The 25,116-nt window shown below is 62.1% G+C and carries 26 protein-coding genes; 14 read left to right on the top strand and 12 right to left on the bottom strand.

Annotated elements, in window-relative coordinates:
- The first annotated feature begins 207 nt into the window (after positions 1-207).
- Entirely contained in the window at positions 208-1,701 is a 1,494-nt protein-coding gene (locus ACP8KU_RS09225; protein ID WP_023028832.1) for an integrase core domain-containing protein, read from the top strand.
- 239 nt (positions 1,702-1,940) lie between these two features.
- Here ACP8KU_RS09225 and ACP8KU_RS09220 read toward each other — a convergent pair whose 3' ends face one another.
- Together ACP8KU_RS09220 and ACP8KU_RS09215 are read right to left on the bottom strand one after the other, a co-directional pair.
- Positions 1,941-2,159 carry a helix-turn-helix domain-containing protein gene (locus ACP8KU_RS09220; RefSeq protein WP_023025311.1) on the bottom strand — a complete coding sequence of 73 codons (219 nt, stop codon included), beginning with the start codon at positions 2,157-2,159 and terminating at the stop codon, positions 1,941-1,943.
- Entirely contained in the window at positions 2,152-2,700 is a 549-nt protein-coding gene (locus ACP8KU_RS09215) for a hypothetical protein (RefSeq protein WP_278722801.1), read from the bottom strand. The genes ACP8KU_RS09220 and ACP8KU_RS09215 overlap by 8 nt, the downstream gene beginning before the upstream one ends.
- 112 nt (positions 2,701-2,812) lie before the next feature.
- Between ACP8KU_RS09215 and ACP8KU_RS09210 the strand changes: the two genes are divergently transcribed.
- Both ACP8KU_RS09210 and ACP8KU_RS09205 read left to right on the top strand, forming a co-directional pair.
- Complete coding sequence (locus ACP8KU_RS09210) at positions 2,813-3,274, top strand: PH domain-containing protein (RefSeq protein WP_284636310.1); 462 nt, start codon at positions 2,813-2,815, stop codon at positions 3,272-3,274.
- Positions 3,271-4,569: a PH domain-containing protein gene (locus ACP8KU_RS09205; RefSeq protein WP_284636311.1), complete on the top strand. Its 1,299-nt coding sequence runs from the start codon at positions 3,271-3,273 to the stop codon at positions 4,567-4,569. The genes ACP8KU_RS09210 and ACP8KU_RS09205 overlap by 4 nt, the downstream gene beginning before the upstream one ends.
- Here ACP8KU_RS09205 and ACP8KU_RS09200 read toward each other — a convergent pair.
- Positions 4,553-5,023, bottom strand: coding sequence for a tRNA (cytidine(34)-2'-O)-methyltransferase (locus ACP8KU_RS09200; RefSeq protein ID WP_284610031.1), 471 nt, complete (start codon positions 5,021-5,023; stop codon positions 4,553-4,555). The two genes, ACP8KU_RS09205 and ACP8KU_RS09200, sit on opposite strands and share 17 nt — an antisense overlap.
- Positions 5,024-5,046: 23 nt before the next feature.
- Here ACP8KU_RS09200 and ACP8KU_RS09195 point away from each other — a divergent pair, with 23 nt between their 5' ends.
- The 3 genes from ACP8KU_RS09195 (at position 5,047) to ACP8KU_RS09185 (ending at position 7,290) form a co-directional block, all read left to right on the top strand.
- Positions 5,047-5,895 carry a bifunctional methylenetetrahydrofolate dehydrogenase/methenyltetrahydrofolate cyclohydrolase gene (locus ACP8KU_RS09195; RefSeq protein ID WP_284643295.1) on the top strand — a complete coding sequence of 283 codons (849 nt, stop codon included), beginning with the start codon at positions 5,047-5,049 and terminating at the stop codon, positions 5,893-5,895.
- On the top strand, positions 5,892-6,206 hold the full coding sequence (locus ACP8KU_RS09190) for a DUF3017 domain-containing protein (protein ID WP_284636313.1): 315 nt from the start codon (positions 5,892-5,894) through the stop codon (positions 6,204-6,206). The genes ACP8KU_RS09195 and ACP8KU_RS09190 overlap by 4 nt, the downstream gene beginning before the upstream one ends.
- A 115-nt stretch (positions 6,207-6,321) precedes the next feature.
- The gene (locus ACP8KU_RS09185) at positions 6,322-7,290 is read left to right on the top strand and encodes an HNH endonuclease signature motif containing protein (RefSeq protein ID WP_284643296.1); all 969 of its coding nucleotides are present in this window, start codon (positions 6,322-6,324) and stop codon (positions 7,288-7,290) included.
- Positions 7,291-7,627: 337 nt separating this feature from the next.
- Here the strand turns inward: ACP8KU_RS09185 and metX are convergent, their stop codons facing one another.
- The 4 genes from metX to ACP8KU_RS09165 form a co-directional block, all read right to left on the bottom strand.
- Positions 7,628-8,734, bottom strand: a complete 1,107-nt coding sequence (metX, locus tag ACP8KU_RS09180) for a homoserine O-acetyltransferase MetX (RefSeq protein ID WP_284631310.1) — start codon at positions 8,732-8,734, stop codon at positions 7,628-7,630.
- Complete coding sequence (locus ACP8KU_RS09175; RefSeq protein ID WP_278722795.1) at positions 8,731-10,047, bottom strand: O-acetylhomoserine/O-acetylserine sulfhydrylase; 1,317 nt, start codon at positions 10,045-10,047, stop codon at positions 8,731-8,733. The genes metX and ACP8KU_RS09175 overlap by 4 nt, the downstream gene beginning before the upstream one ends.
- A gap of 82 nt (positions 10,048-10,129) precedes the next feature.
- Positions 10,130-10,711, bottom strand: coding sequence for an MBL fold metallo-hydrolase (locus ACP8KU_RS09170; protein ID WP_284643298.1), 582 nt, complete (start codon positions 10,709-10,711; stop codon positions 10,130-10,132).
- Between the two features lie 10 nt (positions 10,712-10,721).
- Entirely contained in the window at positions 10,722-12,290 is a 1,569-nt protein-coding gene (locus ACP8KU_RS09165; RefSeq protein WP_484483635.1) for a redoxin domain-containing protein, read from the bottom strand.
- Between the two features lie 162 nt (positions 12,291-12,452).
- Here ACP8KU_RS09165 and ACP8KU_RS09160 point away from each other — a divergent pair, with 162 nt between their 5' ends.
- Genes ACP8KU_RS09160 through ACP8KU_RS09150 form a run of 3 tightly spaced genes read left to right on the top strand, consistent with a single transcriptional unit; the run spans position 12,453 to position 13,888 of the window.
- A complete protein-coding gene (locus ACP8KU_RS09160) occupies positions 12,453-12,662 on the top strand; it encodes a hypothetical protein (RefSeq protein WP_023016809.1) in 210 nt (69 codons plus the stop codon).
- 9 nt (positions 12,663-12,671) lie between these two features.
- The gene (locus tag ACP8KU_RS09155; protein WP_284608924.1) at positions 12,672-13,280 is read left to right on the top strand and encodes a sigma-70 family RNA polymerase sigma factor; all 609 of its coding nucleotides are present in this window, start codon (positions 12,672-12,674) and stop codon (positions 13,278-13,280) included.
- Complete coding sequence (locus tag ACP8KU_RS09150) at positions 13,277-13,888, top strand: anti-sigma factor (protein ID WP_284643302.1); 612 nt, start codon at positions 13,277-13,279, stop codon at positions 13,886-13,888. The genes ACP8KU_RS09155 and ACP8KU_RS09150 overlap by 4 nt, the downstream gene beginning before the upstream one ends.
- Here ACP8KU_RS09150 and ACP8KU_RS09145 read toward each other — a convergent pair.
- Positions 13,885-14,109, bottom strand: coding sequence for a hypothetical protein (locus ACP8KU_RS09145; protein WP_023028348.1), 225 nt, complete (start codon positions 14,107-14,109; stop codon positions 13,885-13,887). The genes ACP8KU_RS09150 and ACP8KU_RS09145 overlap by 4 nt on opposite strands.
- Before the next feature lie 221 nt (positions 14,110-14,330).
- Here ACP8KU_RS09145 and ACP8KU_RS09140 point away from each other — a divergent pair, with 221 nt between their 5' ends.
- Genes ACP8KU_RS09140 through ACP8KU_RS09130 form a run of 3 tightly spaced genes read left to right on the top strand, consistent with a single transcriptional unit; the run spans position 14,331 to position 18,376 of the window.
- Positions 14,331-16,895: a nitric-oxide reductase large subunit gene (locus ACP8KU_RS09140; protein ID WP_284643304.1), complete on the top strand. Its 2,565-nt coding sequence runs from the start codon at positions 14,331-14,333 to the stop codon at positions 16,893-16,895.
- Complete coding sequence (locus ACP8KU_RS09135) at positions 16,895-17,539, top strand: hypothetical protein (RefSeq protein ID WP_005277290.1); 645 nt, start codon at positions 16,895-16,897, stop codon at positions 17,537-17,539. The genes ACP8KU_RS09140 and ACP8KU_RS09135 overlap by 1 nt, the downstream gene beginning before the upstream one ends.
- A complete protein-coding gene (locus ACP8KU_RS09130; protein ID WP_005277292.1) occupies positions 17,540-18,376 on the top strand; it encodes an SPFH domain-containing protein in 837 nt (278 codons plus the stop codon).
- A gap of 4 nt (positions 18,377-18,380) precedes the next feature.
- On the opposite strand, the gene ACP8KU_RS09125 is transcribed toward ACP8KU_RS09130, so the two are convergent.
- The gene (locus ACP8KU_RS09125; RefSeq protein WP_005277293.1) at positions 18,381-18,578 is read right to left on the bottom strand and encodes a hypothetical protein; all 198 of its coding nucleotides are present in this window, start codon (positions 18,576-18,578) and stop codon (positions 18,381-18,383) included.
- Between the two features lie 37 nt (positions 18,579-18,615).
- On the bottom strand, positions 18,616-19,932 hold the full coding sequence (pdxR, locus tag ACP8KU_RS09120) for a MocR-like pyridoxine biosynthesis transcription factor PdxR (protein ID WP_484483634.1): 1,317 nt from the start codon (positions 19,930-19,932) through the stop codon (positions 18,616-18,618).
- 81 nt (positions 19,933-20,013) lie between these two features.
- Here pdxR and pdxS point away from each other — a divergent pair, with 81 nt between their 5' ends.
- Positions 20,014-20,901 carry a pyridoxal 5'-phosphate synthase lyase subunit PdxS gene (gene pdxS, locus ACP8KU_RS09115; RefSeq protein WP_023025344.1) on the top strand — a complete coding sequence of 296 codons (888 nt, stop codon included), beginning with the start codon at positions 20,014-20,016 and terminating at the stop codon, positions 20,899-20,901.
- A gap of 10 nt (positions 20,902-20,911) precedes the next feature.
- On the top strand, positions 20,912-21,520 hold the full coding sequence (gene pdxT, locus ACP8KU_RS09110) for a pyridoxal 5'-phosphate synthase glutaminase subunit PdxT (protein ID WP_284629008.1): 609 nt from the start codon (positions 20,912-20,914) through the stop codon (positions 21,518-21,520).
- Here the strand turns inward: pdxT and ACP8KU_RS09105 are convergent.
- Positions 21,517-23,586 (bottom strand): M3 family metallopeptidase, encoded by a 2,070-nt coding sequence (locus ACP8KU_RS09105; protein ID WP_484483633.1) that lies wholly within the window; start codon positions 23,584-23,586, stop codon positions 21,517-21,519. The genes pdxT and ACP8KU_RS09105 overlap by 4 nt on opposite strands.
- A gap of 55 nt (positions 23,587-23,641) precedes the next feature.
- Positions 23,642-25,066, bottom strand: a complete 1,425-nt coding sequence (locus tag ACP8KU_RS09100; RefSeq protein WP_484483632.1) for a PepSY-associated TM helix domain-containing protein — start codon at positions 25,064-25,066, stop codon at positions 23,642-23,644.
- Positions 25,067-25,116: the final 50 nt, after the last annotated feature.

Here is a 25,116-nt window from a genome sequence, read left to right as displayed (position 1 = left end):
GTGGCTAGGCCGAGAAAACATCGCCGGCTAGTACTAAGCTGTGATGTCTAGTGACTTTTTGGACTCGGAGTCCATTGACTTTTTGGACGCGGAGTCCAGTTAGTTTTTTGACGCGGAGTCCAGGAAGTTTTTTGACGCGGAGTCCAGGAGGTTTATGGACAGGATGTCTAACTACTTTTTGGACTCTGGCTTCTTGACAATGTGGGGATGGCAATTCCCATTACTCTCCGCAAGAAGATAGCGGATTTCGACCCCATCCGTGAGGGCATCACGGTCCAGCAGTTCTGCAAGAACATCGGCGTATCGAAGCAGACGTACTACAACATCAAAGCACGTATCGCCGAACGCGGGCGGGCTGGCATCGTGCCCGACAGCACGGCACCGCTGAACCCGCGACGGGTCTACGATGACAAGATTCGACAACAGGTCCTGCAAGCTCGCGGTACGTTAAGAGCCCGCGGCCAAGACTGCGGCCCATGGTCAATCTTCTACTTCTTCCTCGACGAACTCGGCTACGACCAACCACCGTCACGAGCTTTAATCGCACAATGGTTGCACGAGGCTGGCGTCGCTGACATCAATGCACGTAAACGACCGCGTAAGTCCTACAGGCACTTTGCCAGGGGCGAAGTCAATGAACTGTGGCAGATCGATGCGTTTGCCTACAGACTCTTCGATGTGCCTCACACGCAAGTGACTATCTACCAAGTCGTCGACGATGCCAGCCGCTTCGACGTCGGCTCCCAAGCTTTTGGAACTCCAGAAAACGGCACCGATGCCCGCATCACGCTAAGTGGAGCCATTGATGCTTACGGACTTTTCCAAGAAGTCCTCTCTGACAACGGTGATGCCTTTGCCACCTACCATCGCGGCCGGCTGTCGCAAACCGAACGCTGGCTCGCCAGCCTGGGAGTTCAATCAAGTGCGGGCTTTGCTCCCACGACGCAAGGCAAAGACGAGCGATCGCACCAAACCATGACCAGGTTTTTGGATGCTCGTACCCCGACGACGCTGGCGCAGGTCCAACAGCTGATTGTCGACTACCGCAACTTCTACAACACACGCCGTCGCCACCAAGGACTTCTCAGGGGCAAGATGCACATCACCCCAGCCCAAGCCTGGGAGATTATCTCGCATGCCCAGCCACCGACGCAGCCGATTGACCCAGATGTTTTATGGACAAAAATCGCGAAACAATATCACCGGATTCACCCCGACAACCAGGCAGATGCTTTAGCAGCCGACACAGTGGTCGCGACAGATAATGCCCTGCCTGAAGTTGCAGCTTCAGACAGGGCACCAAGTAACGACACTCAGGCGATCCAGCAAGATACACCCCATGCCGATTCCTCAACCGTAATGCCAAGCTCTACCGGTGTAAATGCATTCTGGCCTATCCCGGACAAGCTGTGGATCAACAAAAGCGGGGTGGTACGCGTTATGGGGCACGGCCTCTACGTCGGGCTGCGCTTCAAAAATCGAGCCATCTACAGCAGCGTAGCCGATGACTATGTGGAATTTTTTACTGATCACGACGGTGAGAAACTGTTTTCATTTCCGCTACCGATCCAACTGAATCAGCGTCCACCCGGCGGTCAAATCAACATAAACCACGTTGTCGGCATGTGGCACCGACAACCCCCAGAGCTAAAACCCAACCTCTCTGGGCCACGGCCAAGCCGCCGGAAGAAGCCAAGCTAGCACCAGTACAAAAACTCCGTGGACTCCCCGTCCAAAAAGCGGGGAGACTCCGCGTCCACAAAGTCCCTAGACTCCGAGTCCACAAAGTAGCTGGACTCCAAGTCCAAAAACCTCATGGACATAACACGGCTAGTACTAAGCGCCTGCGGTGAGTTAGTCAGCCATTAGGAATTCTTCCTATAGATTTCCGTGGACATAGGTCAAAGTACTGCATAAGGCCAACATAATGACAAGGTTTTCTATTCCACTTCGAAGATATCGCCCGGCTGGCAGTCCAACGCCGTACACAGTGCCGCAAGGGTGTTAAAGCGCACGGCCTTGGCGCGATTATTCTTCAGGACGGACAGGTTAACTGGCGTGATACCTACCTCTTTGGCGAGTGCCGCTCCGGTAATACCGCGCTCTTCCATTATCCGGTCGAGGTGGCAGATCACCTGGGGCTCTTGCTCCTCAGACAAGGCCTTCGACCTCCTCTTCGAGCTTGCTGCCGCGCTTGATGGCAACTGAGAAGAGCTGGAGGGTGCAGACAAAAAGGTAGGGCAGCGCAAGCTCGCCTAATGAGGAACCGCTCTGGTTGGCCCACCAGTCAATGTCGAGCTGCGAGGAAGCCCAGTTATTGCCCATACCTTCGAGTGGGAAGCGTCCGATAAACCAGACGAGAATCCCAAAGGTCATTCCATTAAGGAAGCGGATGTTTTTCGTGTTGAAAACCTGCCCACGAAGCATTGGTTTCACCAAACGATAGGCAAAGAACGCGATAATCAAGATTCCTGCAATCTTGACGACGAGCCCCGCAGTGAGCATCCAGAATGGCCCGCCGTCGAGGTTGTGCTTGCTTAGGCCTTCCGGGATGGCCGCACTCAGCGCGGTGGAAAAGTGTCCGGTGGCAAGGTCGCGCAGGTAGGTGGGGCCGAGGATGGCAATGGTGAACAGGCAGAGGGCGGCCGCAGCGTTAATTTCGCGGCGCTCAGCTTGGGAGGTGGGCTGTGGGGTGGTCATGACAAGCCTTTCCGCCGATTTCTTATCGACTTTCGATGTTGTCGTAATTCGATAATATCGAATAACGATAAGTTGCACAAGGGTACGAGTCCGATTGCTACTGTCAGTAGCTATGAGCGAAGAAATGAACCCCGTCTCGCCGCGTTTGATCAACGTGCGCTATATCCGCCACCTGGGCTGGACGAGCATCTTCGCCGCGGCGGCCGCAGCGGCAGGGTACTGGTGGACTACGTGGTTCTACTGGGCGGCGGGGCTCTTCGCCGTCCTCTTTTTCTGGCTGATCTGGCTCATTCCGGCCCAAGTGCGCCGCATGGGCTGGTGCGAAACCGACGATGAGCTGCTCATTACCCGCGGCAAGCTCTGGCACACCTTTACCGTCGTGCCCTACGGCCGCATCCAGTTCGTCGACGTGACCGCCGGCCCCCTCGAGCGCGTTTTCGGGCTCAAGGAGCTGCAACTGCACACTGCCTCCGCAACGACGGACGCCACCATTAAGGGCTTGGAAGCCCCGCTTGCCGATGCCCTGCGTACCCGCCTTGCCGACCACGCCCGCGAACGGATGAGCGGCCTATGAGTGCTCCACCGAACTACCAACGCGTCCACCGTTTGACCCCGCTGCTGCGCCTGTGGTCGGTCATCCTGGCCGTCATCGCGGCCTTTGCCTTGAACGTTAATATGGAAGCGCTGCGCAGCATCTTTGCCTTTGTCACTGGTGACAACCGCACGCAGGCCCTGCGCGATATCAGCATGGCGTTGGCTGGTTTCGCTGCCGTGTGCTTTGTGGTGTGGCTAGTCTCCGGCGTATGGTGGCGCCAGATGGGCTACCAGCTGGGCGAGGAGGAACTCTCCCTGCGCCAGGGTCTTTTTTCTACGCAGCTGCGCACCGCGCGCTATGACCGCACGCAGGCTGTAGACGTCGTCGAGCCCGTCATCGCCCGCCTCTTCCGGCTCGCGGCCGTGCGCGTGGAAACCGCCGGCGGGCAATCCTCGGCCATCGAGATCGCATACCTGAAAAAGGCCGAGGCCGAATCCCTGCGCGCCGAAATCCTTTCCCGCGTCCGCGGCGAGTCGCGGGAACAGCAGGCAGAGGAAGAAAACGACACCCTCATTCCCGAAATCCCCATCGCGCGTTCCCTGGCCGCGGCCGCCTTGCACGCGTCCACGATCGTCCTGCTTGCGGCCCTTGTCTTCCTCGTGGTCACGCCGATGTCCCTGACCATCACGCTGCCCATCCTTTTGGCTACTGTCCCGCGCGCCTGGAACGTGATTGACTCCTCATGGCGCTATACCGCCAGCCTTGAGGATGGCGTACTCAATATCACCTACGGCCTTGCCGATCGCCGCCGCCAAAACATCCGCCTCGAGCGCATCCACGCCGTCCAAGTCACCCAGCCGTTCCTGTGGCGCCCCTTCGACTGGTACGAAACGCGCGTGTCGGTCGCCGGCTACGGTGGCACGGCGAGCGGCGAGGGATCGGGATCGACGCGGATCGTGCCCGTCGGCAAGCGCGAGCAAGCCCGGCAATTCCTGCCCGCCGATGCCGCCCCGACCTACGCCTCGCCCGCGCGCGCCAAATGGGTCTCGCCCATCGATTACCGGCAGCAAACCGTCGCGCTGGCCGGCGACTACGTCATCGTGCGCGCCGGCCGCTTCAACCGCCGCGTCCAAGCCATCGAGCTGCGCCACATCCAGGAGCTCACCCTGCGCCGCGGCCCGATTTCACAGCTATTTGGCCTAGCCACGGTGGAGCTTGACCTCGTGCAGGGGCCCGTGAAGATGGCGGCGCGCAACCTCGCGCTTGCCGATGCCCACGCGCTGCTTAACCGCCTGCGCTCCCGCGACCTGCCAGAACTTACACCGCTCCCTTAAAACCCAGCTGGCGCCAGGCCTCAAAGACCGCGGTTGATGCGGAGTTGGAGAGGTTCATCGAGCGCCTGGCCGGGACCATTGGAATGCGCACCTGCTCGGTGATGCGCGGATGGTTGACGTGTTCATCCGGCAGGCCGGTCGGCTCCGTGCCGAAGAGCAGCACGTCGCCGTCCTGGTACTCCACGTCTGTAAACCACTTATCCGTATGCGTGGTAAACGCGAAAACGCGCGCGCCGGGCAGCGCCTCCATGCACGCGTCGAAATCCTTATGAATCTGCACATCCGCCAGGTCGTGATAGTCCAGCCCGGCGCGCTTTAGGTGCTTATCGTCAAAGTTAAACCCCAGCGGCTCAATCAGGTGTAGGCTCGCGCCCGTCACCGCCGCGGTGCGAATGGCATTGCCGGTATTGGTGGGAATGACGGGATTGTCAAAGACGATGTGCAGCTGGCTCATGCCTTCAGTCTAGGATGGGGGCTATGAGCGCTACCAAACTAGATGGCACCTTGTACCGTGACGAGATTTTTGCGGACCTCGCCGAGCGCGTGGCCGCCCTGAAAGACAAGGGGATAACCCCTGGCCTGGCCACCGTTCTGGTGGGCGAGGACCCAGGCTCCCAGTCCTATGTAAAGATGAAGCACCGCGATTGCGAAAAGTTAGGTATTAATTCCATCCGCAAGGACCTGCCGGCGGATATTTCGCAGGAAGAGCTCGAGGCGGTCATCGATGAGCTCAATGCCGATGACGCCTGCACCGGCTACATCGTCCAGCTCCCGCTGCCCAAGCACTTGGATGAGAACGCCATTCTCGAGCGCATCGATCCCGAAAAAGACGCCGATGGCCTCCACCCGGTCAATCTGGGCAAGCTCGTGCTTAACGAGGAAGCCCCGCTGCCGTGCACCCCGAATGGCTGCCTGCACCTGCTGCGCCGCTTCGGCGTGGAGCTGAACGGCGCTAAGGCCGTCGTCATCGGCCGCGGCGTGACCGTCGGTCGCCCCATTGGCCTGATGCTGACCCGCCGCAGCGAGAACTCTACCGTCACCCTGTGCCACACCGGCACGAAGGATCTTGCCGCCGAAACCCGTGAAGCCGATATCGTCATCGCCGCCGCCGGTCAGCCTCACATGCTCACTGCGGACATGATTAAAGAAGGCGCCGCGCTTCTCGATGTCGGCGTGTCCCGCGTCGACGGCAAGCTCACCGGCGATATCGCCCCCGATTGCTGGGATAAGGCCGGATACGTCTCGCCCAACCCAGGCGGCGTCGGACCGCTCACGCGCGCTTTTTTGGTACGCAACATCGTTGAGTGCGCGGAAAAGCTGGCGTGAATTTAGACAATCCCCACGACGCGCACTTGGCACCGTCCCCGCTGCCCGCCTACGTGCAGTGGGTGGCCATCGGGCTCTTCATCGCCGGGGTGGCCTTGTCCGGCGGCTATGCCATTTTCGAGTATTGGCGCAGGGCCACCTTCTTGCTCGGGCTTGCGCTGCTGTGGCTGACGGTGGTGCGCCTGACGTGCGATTCGAGCCGTGTCGGCGTGCTGGCGGTGCGCTCGCGCCGCTTCGATGCCACGTTTACCGGGGTTATCGGCGCGCTGATGGCTTTCCTCGCCTACTCCGTGGACGCGCTGGGCAGCTAGTTATCCACAGGTGATTGTTTCAGTATCACCAATCTGCGGCGTGTCGCGCGGCTATCCACAGCCGCAGCGATCTTGGCCTCGCGCCCTCTGCTGCCCGCGGTTTAGGCTCGGGGTCATGATTTCGGAATACCTCGCAGCGATAAACTCCCCGATGGCGCTCATCGGGGAGTGCGCCGGGCTATCCGAAGCCGAATTGATAGACCGCGGTTTCAGCGATAAAGAGGCCGCGGAATTCGCGCGCTTGGCGGATACGTATTTTGGCAGGACATCGTTTAGCGCCAAGCAGCGCGCCGCCCGCACCACCGCGCTCCCGCTCGATGCGCTGAAAATCATTGAGGTGCACGCGCAGAAGCTGAAGACCCAGCGCGCGGCGTGGGCCCTGCGCGAGGAGCTGTGCCGACTCAACGTTTCTACCAGCGAGATAGAAAAGCGTGCCCGCCGCCGCGTCAAAGAAGAACGCACCCAGAAGCGCGCGGAGGGCGTCCGGCTCACCCGCCGCACCGATGACCTGTGGACGCTGACCATCACCGCGGAATCGGACCTGGTGGCTGAGATTAATAACCACGTCTCCACCGTGGACGATGCGCGCCGGGTCTTTGCAGAGGGCGCGGCCACCTCCACCATCACTACGAACGTGGTCCTGACCCTGGATGACATGGTGAAGGTCACCCACGGCGAGAATGATGTCACCCTGCAGCTGACCAACGGCGCCACCATCACCGGTGCGCAGCTAGCGGAGCGCGCGCTTGCCGATGCCGGCCTCATCACCCTCATCCACCCCGTCACCGGCCCCGTGAACCTGTACCATACGCGCCGTCTGGCCACCTGGAAGCAGCGGCAGATGGCGATGGCGGAAAATCCTGTGTGCCCGTGGCCTGATTGCCATATCCCTGCCGATGAATGCCAGGTTCACCACCTGCAACCGTGGCTGCTCGGCGGCGAGACCAATGCTGAGAACCTGACCATCGCCTGCAAGTATCACAATGCCGTCAACGACGATGACCCCAATGCCCCGCCGCGGCGCGGGCGCCTAGAGCGCCGCCCACATGAAGGTATCGTGTGGCGCCCGCCCTGGGCCCGATAAAAAACATCGCCGAAGCCAGCGCAGTTAAACCCTGCGCCGCTTCGGCGATCCTTTTGTATGCCTTCTGTAAGGAGTCCGGGCTAGCCACTCACCGCGCCCCGTTCCAGACCCCGCCACTGCCTGCCTCGCGCCGCGTCCCGTTCGTGGGTCGGACCACCCGCGACCGTAAGTCATGCGGGATTGCGCGCCAGCGCGATGGCCACCCGCACGCCATGCGACGAGAGTTCTGCCAGGCGCACTGGTGCGTCGGGGTCGTGCGTCGAGTCACTAGCGACTGTAAACCGCTGGCGTAGGCGGTGCGGATTTGCGCGCCGCGCCGGTGTGGAGGCGGGGATGGCTAGATGGCGTAGTCGATGGTGCTGTCCACGTCCAGCGGGTGCGGTTGGGACAGGGTGAGGAAGTTGCGCAGGATGCGGTCCATTTGGCGCGATTCCGTGAGGAATGCATCGTGGCCAACAGGTGAGACTACCTTCGCCATGGCCAGCAGGTTGCCTAGGTTGCGCGAGAGGTGTTCCTGCTGGTGATACGGATAAAGGATGTCCGTGTCGACGCCCACGACCATGGTCGGCACCTGTGAAGAACCGAGCGCGCGGTTCAGGCCGCCGCGGCCGCGGCCGATGTCGTGGCGGTTGAGGGCCTCGGTAAGCGTGACGTAGGAACCGGCATCGAAGTGATCCGCCAGCTTCGAGCCCTGGTAATCCAGGTACGAGTTCACGGCGAAGCGCTGGTCGTGCCGGCGGTAAGGCCCCAGCGGCTCTTCGCCGGTTTGGGCCTGAACACCAAAGCGCTCATCGATTTCCTGCTCGCCGCGATACGTCAAGTGCGCGATGCGCCGCGCTGCCGCCAGGCCCTCGCGGGGGCGCTGAGAGGAGGAATAATAGTCGCCGCCGTGCCAGAAGGGATCGCGTTCAATCGCGGAAATCTGCGCCGACTGGATACCAATCTGCCACGCGGAGGCGCGCGCGGAGACGGCAATAACGCACGCGGCATCGACAGCCTCGGGATACATCAGCGTCCATTCCAAGGTGCGCGCGCCACCCATGGAACCGCCGATGATCGCATGCACGCGCGTTATCCCCAGCTCTTCCAGCGCCTTTTTCTCTGCGGCCACCAAATCGCGAATGGACAGCGCCGGAAAGCGCGATCCCCAACTGCGGCCATCCGCATGCGGGGAAGAGGGGCCGGTGGAGCCATTGCAGCCACCGAGTGCGTTCATGGCGATAACGCACCACTTCGTCGTATCGAGCGCCTTGCCTGGGCCAATGAGATCGCACCACCACTCGGCCACATCGGCATTGCCGGTCAGCGCGTGTTCCACCAGGATGACGTTATTCCCGCCGTGCGGATCGCCGAGGAAATGGCCGAAGCGGTGGTAGGCGATGTGGGCATCGGAAAGCGTGGCGCCTGCTTCGGTGCGAAAATCGCCGATACTTATACAGCTCATGCCAGTGCGTTAAATCCCAGTTCGAGGTCAGCAATGATGTCGTCGATATCTTCAATGCCCACGGACAATCGGATGGTGGACTGCGCAATACCCGCCGCGGCCAGGGCGGCATCATCGGACTGCGAGTGCGTGGTGGTCGCCGGGTGAACCGCCAGCGAGCGGGTATCGCCGATATTGGCGAGGTTGGAGTGGAGTTTTAGGGCATCGATAAACGCCCATGCTTCCTCGCGCCCGCCGTCAATATCGAAGGACAGCACAGAGCCGGTGTAGGAATAGCCCAGCTTCTCCTTGACCTTCTTATACGGCGAGGAATCCAGGCCGGCGTAGTTGACCTTCGTCACCTTGGCGTGGCCTTCCAGGTACTCGGCCACGGCCTGGGCGTTGGCATTGTGCTTGTCGATGCGCAGCCCTACCGTCTCAATGCCATTGAGCGTCAGCCATGCATTGAACGGGGAAATGGCGGCGCCGGTATCGCGCAGCAGGCCGGCGCGGGCCTTGAGCGCGAAGGCGGGGGCGCCGAGGTCGGCGTACTTCAGGCCGTGGTAGGCCTCGTCCGGGGTGACGAAGTAGGGGAATACTGGCTTGCCGTCGCGCTCGACGGTCCAGTCGAAGGAGCCGCCGTCGATAATCGCGCCGCCCACGGCAGAACCGTTGCCGGTGTAGAACTTCGTGGTCGAGACCACGACGATGTCCGCGCCCAAGTCGAGCGGGCGGGCCAGCGCCGCGGTGGCGATGGTGTTATCCACGATGAGCGGGACCTGGTTAGTGTGGGCGACCTCGGCGATGGCCGGGATGTCGAGGACATCGGCTACCGGGTTGCCAAAGGTCTCGCCGTAAAAGGCCTTGGTATTGGGCTGCACGGCGTCCTGCCAGGATTGGGGATCATCCGGGTTTTCTACGAGGGTGACGTCGATGCCAAGCCGCTTGAGGGTGACGGTAAAGAGGGTGGAGGTGCCGCCGTAGAGGCGCGGGGAGGTAACGATGTGATCGCCTGCCGAGGCAAGGTTGAAAATAGCCGCGGTCTCTGCTGCCTGGCCAGAAGCAAAGGCCACGGCGGCCACGCCGCCTTCAAGGGAGGCCAGGCGCTCTTCCAGCGCATCCTGCGTTGGGTTGGTCAGGCGGGTGTAGATGGGGCCTGCATCGGAGAGGTTAAAGCGGTTGGCCGCGTGCTCGGCGTCATCAAAGACATACGAGGTGGTTTGGTAAATCGGCACGTTGCGGGAATTGTGCGCGCCGTCGAGGTTTTGGCCTGCATGAACGGAGCGAGTGGCAAAGGACCAGTCTGCGTTGGAGTTATCGTATTTCGTCGTCATGCCACGCAAGACTAGACCAAGCGGTATGTAACGTACAGCACCCAGCGCCGAAACCGCAGTATAGTCCGAGAATAAAAATAGACTAAGCGGTAAACTTCTCACCCTGCGCGAGCCGCCGATAGCCCGGCACTCCAGCATTGGTGAGCATGGTGTCGAAGGCGGTGCGGCCGACATCGGAAAGCACGGCGTCGTGGATGGGAACCGTGGCGGCGGCGCCTACACGCTGGGCATAATCGGCCGCCTCAGCAGCCTTTACCCACGGACCAGCAATGGGCAGGAGCAAAACCTCGGCCGAATGATCGATGTACTGATCGCCGGGGTGGAGCAGGCCGCCCAAGAGGTAGCCCACGTTGACCGGGCGCGGGATATTCGGGTGGATCGGCGCGTGCCGGCCCCCGAGCACCTCGATGTCCTGCCCCGCGACGGTGATGGTCTCGCCGGGTGAGACCGCGGTGCCGCGCCCCAGCTTCTCGCAGACCTCGGCAGGGCCCCAGAGCGGGGCATCGGGAAGCCGGTCCGGATCCAGGTGATCCGCATGCGCGTGGGTAATGAGCACCGCATCGGCATCGGGGATAGTCGGCGTCATTGTTCCGGGATCGATAAGGATGCGCCCGCCTGGTGCCTCGACGGCGACGCAGGCGTGGCCAAGCAGACTAAATTCCATACGCCCCAGCTTAACCGAAGGTAAACGAGTAAAGCTTAAATCCTTCGCTGACCTCGAGCTCGATGGTCTCCGACATTTCCTCTCCCTTGACCAGGTCAATCGTGCCATCCTCGTGGATGGGGAATTCCTCGGTATCGCCGTTTCCGCGGTGCAGGGTAACGGTGCCTTTCCCGGAGACCACCAACTGTACCCATGCGGCGTGATAGTTCAGGCGAAGCCGGGCGTTGTCGCCCGCAGTAATGGGCTGGTCCTCCAGCGTCCACGTCCCACCCAGCGAATACTGGCCCGGTTTCGGCTCGCCGAGCTCAAAATCGTGGGTTCCGGGGCGGTAACCGTTGTTGTCGAAATAACGAGCCCGATCCGTGCCCAGGTAGGTTTCCGGATTGCGCTCCGAGGCCCCTGTGTAATCGCTTCCTTCCAACGGCTCGGGTAGCGCAACGCCGGGGTCGCGCTCGAGCAAAAGCTCACGAATGTGGCGCTCGGTGGCGGCGTAATCGCCCTCGCCGTGGTGGGTTTCGCGCACAGTACCGTTGCTGTCTACCAAGTAGTGCGCCGGCCAGTAGTGGTTGTCGAATGCCTTCCACGTGGCGAAGTCGTTATCTTGGGCGACCGGATAATTGATGCCTTGCTCCTTGGCGGCCTTGCGGACGTTGGCGGCCTCGCGCTCGAAGGCGTACTCGGGCGCGTGGATTCCCACGACCTCGAGTCCAAAGTCCTTGTAGTGGTCGTAGATTTTGGTGATGTGCTCGTTGTTGCGCTGGCAGTTGATGCAGGCATAGGCCCAGAAGTCGATGAGCGTTACCTTCCCATTTGCGCGGGGATCTACGGGCTCGTCGGTATTAAACCACCCGGTCAGGCCCTGGAACTCGGGTACGGGTGTGCCCTCCGCGCTTGCCGATGTCTCCCCCTTCCACTCCACACTCGGCAGCTTCTTTTGCAGCCACGTCGGCATGCCTGCGGCAATGGCAATCGCCATGGCGATGACCAAGATGCCGGCGGTGATGCGGAGGGGGCGTTGGTGGCGTCGGAAAGCGTCAACGCGTTTGCCGGCCTCGTTGCCGCCAAGGGCGAAGGCAAGAAGAGGGATGGCGACGCCAGCCGCGAAGGACAGGCAGAGCACAAGGATATGGGCGTCGATCTGGCCGGTAGCCCCGGCGACGGAAATCGTCGCGAGGACCGGCCCGGCGCAGGGGACGAAGATGACGCCCATGGCCAGGCCCACGGCGAATCCTCCCTTATCGCGCGCCTTGGCTTGCAGCCCGCCGGCGTGTGGCAGTTTCTGGAAGGGCCATTCGAGTATTTCTTGCACCTTGGGGAAAATCATGCCGAGGCCCACGAGGATGAGTAAGACGACGCCCACCTTCCACACGATGTCGGCGGGCAGATGCAGGGCGTTGAGTACCGTAGTGGCGAAAAGCGTCACGAGGGTGAAGCTGGTGACCAGCCCACCTACTACCTGCCAAGGCTGCCGGCGCGAGCCGCCGCTGACCGCGACGACGAGGGGTAGAACCGGCAGGATACACGGGGAAATTCCCGTGATAAGGCCACCGGTAAACCCGATAAACAGTGTCTCTAGCATTCGTTGTGTCCTCCGAAATGTCGGTGCAGTGATATATCAACCAATTCGGAGTCGGGGCGAGAATGGATTGCTGGAAAGTTTTCCAATCCGTTTCCGCTTACCGCTCCGAATGGGTGGATAGAGGGCCGGAAAAGCCGGCCCGCGACTACAAGGAGAACCCTCATGAAGAAGATCATTTCCGCCGCAGCTGCCCTTGCTATCGCCGCCGGTAGCCTGGCTGCCTGCAATAACGATGACTCGAAGTCTGGGGAGACCTCGTCTGAGATGATGACCCCGTCGTCCGAGATGATGGCGCCTGAATCGGACAGCATGGACAAGGACTCCATGAAAAGCGACGAGATGATGGCGCCGTCGTCTGAGATGGCGCACTAATTCACCGTTATGCCCGCCCGAGTGCTGGAGGTAAACTCACACCCTGTGTCTACGCTCACTCCCGACGATCACGCGCGATTAAACCGCCTCTTGACGGCGTCCGCCGCGGGGGATAAGCGTGCCTTCAGCCAGTTCTACGACGCCCTCGCGCCGACCATTTACAGCGTGTGCCTGCACGTTCTGCGCAATCAGGCGTTGGCGGAGGAAGTGGCCCAGGACGTCTTCGTAGAGGTGTGGACCAAGGCCGTGCACTTCGATCCGGAGAAGGGGACGGCGCGTTCGTGGGCGGGGCGGATTGCGCATGGGCGGGCCGTCGATAAGCTGCGCAGCCACGTTGCCAGCGTGGAGCGGGATGACCGGGAAGCCGCGCTTGCCGATGCCGCCTTTCACCTAGACATCGAAGATGAAGCCCTCAGCAATGTGGAATCGCAGCGTTTGCGCGCGGCCGTCGACGAGATTGGCGAGCCGCACCGCACGGCCGTGATGCTTGCATTCTTTGCTGGATTAACCCGCGCCGAATTGGCAGAATCAACAAATGTACCGATTGGTACGGCGAAGACACGCGTGCGCGATGGCGTGCAGAAACTGAAACTTATCCTCGGGAAGGAGGGGAAATGAGCAACACGCACGAGTTTTCTGAAGCGGAGTTTGATGATTTCCTCGATTCCCTTCCTGAGATCGATCCGCCGCCCGAGATGAAGGACAAGGTATTTTCCTCCCTCGATGCGGAGGCCGAGGTGGTGGAGCTGCCGCGCCGGCGCTGGCGGGCTTTTGTTGCGGTCCCCGCGGCCGCGGCCGTTTTGATTGCCGGTGTGGTGTTGTGGATTCCCCACCAGGGTGGAGAAGGCGCTGGTGAGGACAATACCGTGGTGGCAGAATCGCCTGGTAAGGAGTCCATGCACCATATCATGGAGGCCGACGACCTGATTCAAGGAAAGGCCGATGCCTCAGGTGCGCGGCTGGATATCGTGTCCTCGGCCTCGATGGGCAAGTCCGGCGCGATGGTCGATGGCCAGCCTGAGCTGAAGGAAGGCATGGGCGCGCAGGTGTGGGCGATTTCCGAGGATAAAACGATGACCTCGGCCGGCGTCATCGGCCAAGACCCGCACGACGGTGTGTGGATGCCTTTTGAGAGTAATGCCGTCAAGGTCATGGTGACGGAGGAACCCGCCGCAGGCAGTGCGGAACCTACGGGCCGCACGCTCGTCGAGGTGCGTCTGAGCTAACGATCCTCGCTTGCGGATTCCTTTTTTGGCTTGCGCTGAAACAGGTACCAGATTCCTAGGATCGCGCCGAAGAGCAGGAGTGATGATGCGATGAAAACCATCGCGATCACCATTGTGCGGTGCGGATCGTTTAAGAAAATCATGCAGACGATGGCGGCGAGGAAAATCGCAGCGAAAAAAGTGATGAGCCAATTGCGTTTAGTGTGCTCTGCGAATGTCATGCATTAATTGTTACGGAAAAACCGGGGGTAAACAAGCTGGGTGGGAATTTTGGGGGCGGAACCCGGCTATATGGTGCACCGATTTTCCCAACAGTGCCCGGGTGAGGGCCGGCCGATGAGGGTGAATGGGGGTAGGTGCTTGTTGTTCGACTATTTAACACCGCTTTGTCCGTTCATAATGATGTATGTCGAACTCTCTAGAACTGTGAAAAGGACACTTTATGGCCAACACCACGACTGGGGTTGAAGACCGGAAGAAACCGGTCCTCAAGGTGAGCAACGTGTGGGTGCAGGGCATCGCCCTTGTCATGATCTTTGGCTTTTTGGTCATGGGATTTTTGGCGTACCGCACCTATGACGCATCCATGCCGTTGCCGGAAAAGATTGTCTCCGAATCCACGGGCGAAACGGTCCTCACCAAGGACGAAATCACTAACGGCCAGGCGCTGTACCAGGCCCGCGGCCTGCAGCAATACGGTTCCGTGCTGGGGCACGGTGCCTACCTGGGCCCTGACTATACGGCGGAGTACCTGCGCCGCGCCCTCGACCATGCCCGCGAGGAAAATGACGCGAACGGTATCCCCGATTTCGTTGATTCCTCCGCCACTCCCGAAGAGGCCGTGGTTGAAGAATTCCGCACCAACCGCTATGACGAAGAAACGGGCGTGCTGGAGTGGACCGATAACCAGATTTCGGCATTCGAGGCCAATAAGGACTACTACGCCCAGTACTTTGGCCCCGATTCCCACAATAGTGGCTTGCCGTCGGACTTTATTACCGATGAGCAAGACATCAATAACCTCGTTGGTTTCTTCGGCTGGACCGCGTGGGCTTCGGCGGCAGAGCGTCCGGGCCATGACTATTCCTATACCAATAACTGGCCAGCGGAATCGCGAGTGGACAACGGTCCGACCGCGGATCTAGTGGTGTGGTCGGTGCTCTCGCTCATCGCGCTCATCGGCGGTACCGGCCTGATCTTTGCGATTTACGGACGGTGGTCCAAGTCCATCGGTTGGCATTCGGAAGAAGCGCCGAACCTGGACTTTAAGCAGCCGGGCGAGGTCGGGCTGACCAAGTCGCAGAAGGTGGTGGCCTGGTTTGTTCTGGTCATCGCGTTGCTGTTCTTGATTCAGGCGCTGCTGGGTGCGGCCAGCCAGCACTATCGCACCGAGCTCACCGGTTTCTTCGGCATCCCGCTGCAAGAAATCCTGCCGTATAACGTCTCGCGCACCTGGCACGTGCAGCTCTCCCTCCTATGGACCGCCGGCGGGCTTTTGGCGGCCGGCATCTTCCTGGCCTCGTTCGTGGGCAAGAAGGAACCGAAGAAGCAGGATTGGCTCGTATGGTTCCTGCTCGGCGCCATCGCGGTCGTGGTCTTTGGCTCCATGGCCTTTGAATGGCTTTCTACCATGGGCTACATCGAAGAGGGCACGCTATTTTCCCAGCAATGGGAATACCTGGACCTGCCGCGCTTCTTCCAGGTACTGCTTACCATCGGCATGTTCGTGTGGATTGGCATTATCTACCGACAGCTGCGCGGCCGCCTGAAAAACGAGCACAAGTCCAATATGCCGTGGCTCTTCTTCTTTGCCGGCCTGGCCATCCCAGCGTTCTACGCAGTGGGCAACCTGGCGGGATCGGAAACCCACATCTCCGTCGCAGAGTTCTGGCGCTTCTGGGTGGTTCACCTGTGGGTGGAAGACTTCCTCGAGCTATTTACCACCGTCATGGTGGCCTACGTCTTCGTCCTGCTCGGCGTGGTTCGCGAAAAGATCGCCCTGGGCATCATCTTCTTGGACGTCATCCTCTATTCCACCGGTGGCGTGCTGGGCACGATGCACCACCTGTACTTCTCGGGCACCCCGGTCGAGCACATGGCCCTGGGCGCATTCTTCTCGGCCGCCGAGGTCGTGCCGCTGACCCTGTTGACCGTTGAGGCATGGACCTTCATGCAGCTGGGCTCCCGCCAACGCGCCTCGGGCGAGCGCCCCTTCCCGCACCGCTGGGCAGTCATGTTCCTGGTCTCCGTCGGTTTCTGGAACTTCTTGGGCGCGGGTATCTTCGGCTTCCTGGTCAACCTGCCCATCGTGTCCTACTACGAAATCGGCACGGCGCTTACCGCAAACCACGCCCACGGCGCGATGATGGGCGTCTACGGCTTCCTGGCCGTGGGTCTGTCGGTCTTTGCGCTGCGCTACCTCATCCCCAAGGATAAGTGGTCCGATAAGGCCATGGGCTGGGCCTTCTGGCTGCAAAACCTGGGCCTGCTGTGGATGGTGGTCATTTCGCTCCTGCCGCTGGGCATCATGCAGCTCTACGAATCCGTCGGATCGGGCTACGTGGAAGCGCGGTCGCTGGGCTATATTACCCAGCCCGGCAACTTCATCATGGAATGGCTGCGCCTGCCTGGCGATGTCATGTTCCTCCTCGGCGTCCTGCCCTTCCTCTGGATGGCGCTGCGCGGCGTGCTCTACAAGAAGGAGATCCCAACGGTGGAGGAGCACCCAACCAACCCGCTGTTTAGCATCATCACCCCGGACGAGGACGACCACGCGGGCGAGGTCCCCGTGGGTTCCTCGGTGGGGCTGGTTTCGGGCGGCAAGGGGCGCGTCGACAAGCGCAGCTCCACGGGCCGGCGCTACGGGTACATCGATGAGCGCGGTGCCTTCGTTGAGGAGGAAGATCCCGACGCCGAGCGCGGCGATTCCGCCACCGCGCCGCGCCAGGAATTTGAATCGCGCACCAAGTGGGGCGGTACCTACCGCTCGGATAAGAAGGACGACTAATGCCGGGTGCATTTACCGTATTATCCGCGTGCTACGGGCTCTTCCTGCTCGCAGTGGCCTGGGTATTCGACCTGCTCGCGCAACAAACCGCCAACCGCACCATGTCCAACCAATCCGGCACGTTCCGGTACTTGGAAGACCACGATGCTTGGCGCTGCCCCGAAGATCACTGGCTCTGGCCCTCCAGCTTCGACCCGGAAAACCGCGTCATGCGCTACCGTGCGAACCCGACCGTGTGCAATACCTGCCCGGTCAAGCAACAGTGCACGGTCTCGCACCACGGCCGAGAGGTCACGCGTCAGTTGGACCCGTGGCCGCACTCGGATTCGGGGCGCTTCCACCGCGGCATCGCGCTGGCAGTGGCGGCGATGGGCTACCTGCTGCCGCTGGCCTCGCTAATTAGCCACCATTCGCCATCGGAGGTGGCGTTGACGCTGGCCACGGTGCTCATCATTACCGGATTCGGCGTGTACCCGCTGGCCCGCCACCTGTGGAATACGCCCTCGAACGCGCCGCAGCTTGTGGTGCCGGAGATGGATAACCGCGAGGCGGAATTGGCCGCGCAGGTCGATCGCTATGGTTCGAAGTACGGAAAATCCACGCGCTATCGCTCGGTGCGTCAAGAACTGGAAGGGGAAGTCTAAGTGTCCGCTCCCGTATTCTGGCCGATCGTCATCGGCATCATTATCGCTCTCATCGGGGTGTTTTTGTCCTACTCGCTCAAGGTGATTAAGCAGTATGAGCGGGGCGTGACCTTCCGCTTTGGCCACCTGCGGCCGATGCTGGAGCCGGGGCTGCATTTCTTGCTGCCGGGCATCGATAAGCTGGAGCGCGTGGATTTGCGCGTGGTGACGCTGACGATTCCGCCGCAGGAAATCATCACTAAGGACAACGTGTCCGTGCGCGTGAATGCGGTGGTCATGTTCGAGGTCACCGATTCGAGCAAGGCGGTCCTCGAGGTAGAAAACTACGCCGTGGCCACCTCGCAGATTGCGCAGACCACCCTGCGTTCGCTTTTGGGGCGGGCAAGCCTCGATGATTTGCTGGCCCACCGCGAGGAGCTCAACGAGGACCTAGCGGCGATCATCAACGGCCAAACCGAACGGTGGGGAGTGCTCACCCGCATCGTGGAAATCAAGGACGTAGAGATCCCAGAGATGATGCAGCGCGCCCTAGCGCGCGAGGCTGAGGCGGAGCGCGAGCGCCGCGCCAAGGTCATTTCGGCCCACGGTGAGCTGCAGTCTTCCCGCGAGCTGCGCGAGGCAGCCGAGGAGCTGGGCAAGGCCCCGGCGGCGCTGCAGCTGCGCTACCTACAAACGGTGCTGGAGCTCGGCGCGGACCAAAACTCCACCATCGTCTTCCCGCTGCCCATAGACATCATGGGTGGGTTCATGGAAAACCTGGGCACCTTTAATAAGGGATTTAAGGAATTCAGCGAGAGCTTCTCGCAGGCGGTAAATACGGAAAAGCCTGCGGACTAGGTATTTAAGAATGCGGCCCCTGCTCAGCGGAGGGGCCGTTTTTCTGTGCCTCTCGAAGTTGCGCGATGGCCTGCGAATTCTGCTTAATATCATTGGAATTGCGCGCGACCTGCACGATTAAATAAATGACACCGGCTATAAGTCCGATGTAGATAGCTAGCGGGATGAGCATGAGCAGAAGTTCGAGCGGGCCAAGCGTCATTCTTACGTCTTTCTGTGCGAGGGCATTTAAATTCAGGCTAACATTCTCGTTGGGCTGCGGCGACTGCGTCCAGACTGCGGCGCAGGTCGTCATCGCTTAAGTGGCCAAAGCCTAAAACCACGCCGTCTTCGGCGTCCACGCCGCCCCAGTATTCGCGCAGCGGGGTTAGTTTGATGCCGCGGGCGGCAGCGCGCGGGACGACGGCGGGATCGCATAACAAGACCGCGTGCAGGCCGCCGTTAATGGGCAGCAGCCGCGCGCCGGGCAGATCACCCAAGGTGCCGGCCACGAGATCGCGGCGGCGCTTATATGTGCGGCGCATGCGGCCGGTGTGGCGCCTTAACGCACCGCTGGCGAGGTAATGCGCGAGCGCGGCCTGCGGGATGGTGCCAACCGGCTGACCAAAGATATCGCGCTGCTTGTCGATGCCCCCGCGCAGCCCATCCGGGACCACCACATAGCCACAGGCGATGGACGGTGAAATCACGGTGGAAAAGGTACCGAGCAACACGGTGCGCTCTGGGGCGAGCGCAGCGAGCGCGGGCAGCGGCTGACCCACGTAGCGCAGCTCGGAATCGAAGTCATCCTCGATGAGTAAAGCGCCGTGCTGACGGGCCCAGGCGACGAGTTCGGCGCGGCGTTCGGCCGGCAGCGACGCGCCATACGGATACTGGTGGCTTGGGGTCACGATCAGCGCCTCGAGGTCGGTGGCTGGAACGGTAACGCCATCGGCATCGGTGGGCACGTTTACCAACTCATGGCCAAGCGCTTGCGGAACGCGCCGCAGGCTGGGGTAACCGGGCGATTCGACGCCGACGCGCAGCGCGGTGCCCAGCGTACGCAGCACGAGCGCGAGACCATCGCGGGCACCGGCGGTGATGACGATGCGCCGCGGATCCACGCGCAGCCCGCGCATGTGCCGCAGGTGGTTGGCGATGTGGTGGGGGAGCTGGGAGGCATCGGAAAGCGGCTGGGCGGCGGCATCGCGCCAGGCGGCGCGCCATTCGGGGGTGATGATGCCGGCGGTATCGGGCAGACCGGGCGTCAGTTCCAGCAGGTTGGGCGCGGGAGTGGGCTGCGGCGCGGGCTCGGGGCGTGGCGGCGGGCTGTGGGGCAGGCGGGGATTGATGACGGTGCCGGATCCAACCTGGGCGCTGAGGTAGCCCTCGGCTGTGAGCTGCTCATATGCGGTAACGACGCTGCCGCGGGAGACACCGAGCTGGGTGGCCAGCGCGCGGGTGGAGGGGACGGGCTCGCCGGGCAGCAGGGCGCCGGAGGTGACATCGGCACGCACGACGGCGGCGATTTGTACCGGCAGGGCGCGCGTATCGGCGGGGTCGAGGCGCAGGGGCATGAACACAGTATAAGTGGTACAACCCAACACGCGGGAAATGGTTCTTTACTTGTACCACTTGAGCAGGGCAGTATAGAGCGCATGACCGAAAACATTGCGACCACGCGCGTGAAACGTGGACTAGCTGACATGCTCAAAGGCGGCGTCATCATGGACGTCGTCACCCCGGAACAGGCGCGCATCGCTGAGGACGCTGGTGCCAGCGCCGTGATGGCTCTCGAGCGCGTACCGGCCGATATCCGCGCTCAGGGCGGTGTGGCCCGCATGTCCGATCCGGAGCTTATCGAGGGAATCGTCGACGCCGTCTCCATCCCCGTGATGGCCAAGGCGCGCATTGGCCACTTCGTCGAGGCACAGATTTTGGGCGAGCTCGGCGTGGACTTCATCGATGAGTCCGAGGTGCTCAGCCCCGCCGATTACGTCAACCACATCAATAAGTGGGACTTCGACGTGCCGTTTGTGTGCGGTGCGACCAACCTGGGCGAGGCCCTGCGCCGCATCACCGAGGGCGCGGCCATGATTCGCTCCAAGGGCGAGGCCGGCACCGGCGATGTCTCCGAGGCCGTCAAGCACCTGCGCACGATTCGCGCGGAAATCGCCCGCCTGCAGCACCTCGACCGCGACGAGCTGTACGTCGCCGCCAAGGAACTCCAGGCGCCGTATGACCTGGTTGCGGAGGTTGCGGAGACCGGTAAGCTGCCGGTCGTCCTCTTCGTTGCCGGCGGCGTGGCCACGCCTGCCGATGCCGCCCTCGTCCGCCAGATGGGCGCCGAAGGCGTCTTCGTGGGCTCCGGCATCTTCAAATCCGGTAACCCAGCGGCACGCGCGGAGGCCATCGTGAAGGCCGCCACGCTTTACGATGACCCCGCCGAGCTCGCCAAGCTCTCCCGCGGCCTGGGCGAGGCCATGGTCGGCATCAATGTCGGCGATGTGCCGGCACCGCACCGCCTGGCCGAGCGCGGCTGGTAATCGCGTGGTCATGCCACAAGAAGCAAGCGCTACGATCGGGGTGCTCGCGCTGCAGGGAGGCGTGGAAGAACACCTGCACATCCTCGAAGGCCTGGGGGCGGACACGCGCCGGGTGCGCGTGCCGCGCGACCTTGAAGGCCTGGATGGGCTGGTGATTCCGGGCGGGGAGTCGAGTGTCATCGACAAGCTCGCCCGCACCTTCGGCGTGGCCGATCCACTGCGGGCGGCTGTAGCCGCAGGCCTTCCCGTGCTCGCCACCTGCGCCGGGCTGATTTATTGCGCCCGCGAGCTGGATAACCCCTCGCCGGGCCAACAGACCCTGGGGCTGCTCGATATCACCGTGCGGCGCAATGCCTTTGGCAACCAGCGCTTTTCCGCCGAGCGGACCGTGCCGGTCGTGGTCGGGGAAGAAACGCTGCCCATCGAGGCCAGTTTCATCCGCGCCCCGCTGGTCACCCGCGTCGGTGAAGGCGTGGAGGTCATCGCGACCGTGCCGCGCGACGGCGCGGAGGAGGCGGTCGTCGGCGTGCGCCACGGCGCCGTCACCGCTTTGAGCTTTCACCCGGAAGAAAACGATGAGGCGCGCGTGCACGCCGCCTGGCTGGACAGTATCCGCTAGGCGCCGGAGAGGCCGCGGCGCTTGAGCAGCGGCGCGACGTCCTTATCGCGGCCGCGGAAGTCGCGGTAGGCCGCGCCGAAATCGCGGGAGGCGCCGCGGGAGAGGATGAGGTCCCGGAACTTTTGTCCTGCGGCGCGCAGATCGCTTTGTTCCTTGAACCACTCGAAGCCATCGGCATCGAGCGCCTCCGCCCACAGGTAGGAGTAGTAGCCCGCGGAGTAGCCGCCGGCGAAGATGTGGTTGAAGTACGTCGAGCGGTAGCGCGGGGCGATGTGCGGGTTATCCAGGCCCACCGCGCGCAGGGCCTCCTCCTCGAATGCGTCCACGGCCTCCGGGGTGGCCTCCAGCGTTGCGGCGTCCTTGGCGCTGAGCGAATGCCACGCCAAATCGATAATGGAGGCCGCCAAGTACTCCGAGGTGGCAAAACCCTGGCCAAATTCGGAGGCGGCGGTCACGGCATCGAGCAGCTCATCGGGGATCGGTTCGCCGGTGTCGACGTGGCGCGCATACTGCTTGACCAGTTGCTTATCCAGCGCCCAGTTCTCATTGATTTGCGAGGGGAACTCCACCCAGTCGCGCGGGACGTTGGTGCCGGCGAAGGTGGGGTAGTGGACATCGGAAAGCAGCCCGTGCAAGGCGTGGCCGAATTCGTGGAAGAGGGTGTGCACCTCGTCCAGGCTCAGCAGGGGCTGGGAACCATCGGCGGGCTTGGTAATGCCCAGCACGTTGACGATGACCGGCTTGCGCTCCAGCAGGCCTGACTGGCCCACGAACTGGCTCATCCACGCACCACCGCGCTTGGTGGGGCGGCCGAAGTAATCCGTGAGCAGCAGGCCAATTCCCTTATCGCCGTGCTCGCCCTTATCTTCGTGCTCGACGTTATCTCTGTGTTCGACACCCTTGTCGAGCACCTCCCAGACGCGCACGCCCTCGGCATAGCCCTCCAGGTCCTCGCGCGGGGCAACGGTAATGCCGTACAGGCGCTCGGCAGCAGCGAATACGCCCTGGGTAAGGACCTTGTCCAGAGGGAAGTACTGGCGCAGTTCCTCCTCGTCGAGCGAGAAGTCGCGGGCGCGGACCTTGGATTCCCAGTAGGGCCAGTCGGCGGCGTGGAAGTCTTGCTCGTTGAGCGTGGCTTCCTCGGCTAGCAGCTTGTGCTCGCCGGCGGCATTGGCCGCGGCGGCGGGAGCGAGGTCTGCGAGCATGTCGCGCGCGGCGTCGGCGCTGCCAGCGGTTTCTTCCGCGATCACGTAATCGGCGTGGGAGGCATAGCCCAGCAGCTCGGCGCGCTCGGCGCGCAGCTGGACGGCCTCGATAAGCCCTGGAATGTTGTTCTCGGAGCCCCTGCTTGCCGATGCCGCATAGAGCTTCTTCCGCGCCCCCTCCCTAGCCAGGCGGGACTGCTCCGATTGCACGGTGGGCAGCTCGAGCGGGATGACGTAGCCTTCGCGGCCTAGGGCCTTGGCATCCGCCTTGGCTGAGGCGATGCGTTCCGGCGGCAGGCCCTCGAGCTCTTCCTCCGTAAACTCGACGGCGCGCTCGCGCGTGGAGGCCATGAGATTGCGGCCGAATTCCTCCGATAGGGCGGACAGGCGCTGGTTGATATCGGAGAGGCGGGCCTTGCCGGCGGCATCGAGATCCGCTCCCTGGCGCGCAAAGGTGCGTAGCAGGTGTTGGTGCAGGCGCGCTCCCTCCTCATCGCCAGCGGGCGGGGTGGCGTCCTTGATGCGCTGGTAGAGCTTTTCGTCCTGGTACATCGCGTCGTAGTGGGCGGACAGGCGCGGATAGATATCGGCGGCGATCTCTTCCATCTCATCGGTGACGTCCGTGCCAGAAAGATTGCCAAAGACCGACATCACGCGGTCGAGGTCCTGGCCGGAACGCTCGAGGGCCTCCACGGTATTTTCCCACGTAGGCTCGGCGGAGTTTTCAGTAATGGCACGCAGCTCGGCATCGTGGAGCGCGAGCGCTTCGTCGAAGGCGGGGCGGTAGTGCTCGACCTCAATCTCCGCAAATGGCGGGAGTTGGTAGGGCAATGATGAAGGGTGGAGTAATGGATTAGTCATAAATGACCAATGTACCCATTTACTCCACCCTGTGTGATGGCTTTCACTGAGAAGGCTAGCCCACCGTTACTAGCTCCGCGTCTTCATCCTGCTCCTTCTGCCGCGGCGTGGCCTTTCGTTTTCCGGTATTCATCAAGATGATGTCTAGTACGAGGAATGCGGCAAGAGTAATGCCCAAAAGCGGCATAAATACACCGACGGTGGCGGCAAAGAGAGCGCCCAGGCCGGTGGTGGTCCAGGAGAAGTGCCGCTTGGAGCCAGGTGCAAATTGCGGCCGACGCTTCCACCACATGTAGTAGCCCAGAACAACCATGGTGGCAATGGCGAGGCCGAGGGCGAAGAGGGCAATCTGCAGCGGTAGGCCAAACATGATGCCCATGTGCAGGTAGATGCCCCAGCTGCTGAGCTTGCTAAATAGCGGCAGCTCAGAGAATGGAAGGCGGTCGATGACCTCGCCGGTGGAACCGTTGACGGAGACCTCATCGGAGGTATAGCGCCACTCGACCCAGCGCTCACTGACCTTCCACCCCGAGTCGGTGTCTTCCGGCGCGTACAGGCGCAGCGGGCCCGTCAGGCCTTCCGCACGGCCGGTGGCATAGACGCGCTCTGCCTGCTCGGCGATGACCTCCGGCTCCGGCGCCTCGCCCGCAGCTTCCGCATCCCCGCCGTGGGCGCCGTGGGCGCCGTGACCTTCGTGCCCGGCGTGGGCATCGTGTGCGGCATCGGCGGAGGAATCGGTGGTGAGCGCGGTTTCTACCGGCGTGGCCTTCCAGTTCATCTTCTCCACCACGGAATCGACATTCCCGCCGGCCAGCTGGGACCAGGTGATGCCGGTGGCGGACAGGCCAATGAGCCCGATGAAAATCCAAGCGCCCATCGTGGAATGCAGGCGGGTGGCCTTCCAACGCTTGGATCGCTGTGGCTGCTTCTTTAGCGGTGCGGCAGCCTTCTTGGGCCGGCGGCGAATCCACCACATGTAGAGACCGCCGCAGGCCAAGACCCACAGCCAGGAGGCGGCTAGCTCGGAATAGAGCTCGCCCGGCTGGCCCAGGTGGAAGCTTTCATGCAGCGAGGAGATCCAGCGGCGCAGCGGCATTTCGCCCAAGCCGGAGTAGGTGGGGTAGTCACCGATGACCTCGCCATCGGCCGGATTAATAAAAACGGTGCGCTGCAGGCTCTCGTCGATGCCCGGATCCGCCACCAGCACGCGCGTGGAGTCCGTCGCCGATTCCGCCGGCCATACCTGGGAGACCGGCATATCCGGGTGCTCCTTTTGGGCAGCGCTGATTTGGTCCTCCAGGCTTACCGGGTTATTTACTTCCTCGACGGTCATGACGTCGCGGTAAGCAAATTTTTCCAGGGTCGGCGCTAGGGCGTAGAGGCAGCCGGTCAATGCCGCGATCAGGATGAAGGGACCGACGAACATGCCGCCGTAGAAGTGTATGCGTTGGATGAAGGAACGCAGAGTCGTCCGACTCATAAAATAGTTCTCTTTCGTGCTTAGTGGTCAGTTGCATGGGTGCTGATATC

Source organism: Corynebacterium sp. LaCa_282 (assembly GCF_057198125.1).
The sequence above is the reverse complement of the archived record's forward strand: the minus strand, read 5'-3'. Positions and strand labels throughout refer to the sequence as shown.